The following is a 912-nucleotide window of genomic DNA, read 5'->3' on the forward strand; positions in this document are numbered from 1 at the left end:
CCCCACAAGGCCTGCTGCGCGTGAACGCCGGCTTCGGCTTCGGGCGCCACCACATCGCCCCAGCCATTGCCGACTTCGTGCGCCAGCACCCACAGGTCGAGGTGCAGCTGCAACTCACCGACCGCCCCATGCAGCTCGGCGAGGACGGCGTGGACGTCTGCATCCGCTTTGGCGAAGTGCCCGATGCCCGCGTGACCTCTCGCAAGCTGGCCAGCAACCGACGCCTGTTCGTGGCCACGCCGGCATACCTGAACCAACACGGCACCCCCCAAGCGCCCATCGAGCTCAAACGCCACCGCTGCATCGTCATCCGCGAGCGCGACGAAACCTATGGTCAATGGCAACTGCGCAGCGGCGCCATCAAGCAGACCGTGAAGGTGCAAGGCCCCGTCTCCACCAACGACGGCGAAACCGCGCTGGACTGGGCCTTGCAGGGCCTGGGCATCCTGCAGCGTTCGGCCTGGCACGTGGCGCCTTACTTGCGCTCCGGGCGCCTGGTGCAGGTGCTCGGCGATTGGGAGTTGCCCAGCGCCGACGTCCACGCCGTGTACCCTGCGCGCCGCAACCTGTCGGCCAAGGTCATCGCCTTCGTGGACCATTTGAGTGCACGGCTGGCCGATCGCCACGCCAGCGACGACACAGGCTGGCAGACTTGGTGACAAGCCCCCTGCCCCCGTCTCTGCGCCCACAACCGACCCAGCAGTTCCATGCAAACCGCCCCAACCCCGGCCCTCCTGCCGGCCGCCCAGTTCGCCCAGGCCTGTGAGGCCCTGCCCCTGGTGTCCATCGACCTGGTGCTGACCGACGAAAGCAACCGTTTGCTGCTGGGCCTGCGCCGCAATGCCCCAGCGCGCGGCTGGTGGTTCACCCCAGGCGGTCGCATCCGCAAGAACGAGCCACTGGCAGCGGCGT

Annotated in this window: 2 protein-coding genes; both read left to right on the forward strand. The window is 68.3% G+C overall.

Annotated elements, in window-relative coordinates; all coding sequences use genetic code 11:
- Nucleotides 1-659, forward strand: a 659-nt coding sequence (locus tag B2W70_RS09240) for a LysR substrate-binding domain-containing protein (RefSeq protein ID WP_286745063.1), incomplete at its 5' end; no start/stop codon positions are given.
- 48 nt (nt 660-707) lie between these two features.
- Nucleotides 708-912, forward strand: a 205-nt coding sequence (locus tag B2W70_RS09245) for an NUDIX domain-containing protein (RefSeq protein ID WP_286745065.1), incomplete at its 3' end; no start/stop codon positions are given.

Source organism: Aquabacterium sp. UBA2148 (assembly GCF_002328915.1).
Classification (GTDB): Bacteria; Pseudomonadota; Gammaproteobacteria; order Burkholderiales; family Burkholderiaceae_C; genus Aquabacterium; species Aquabacterium parvum.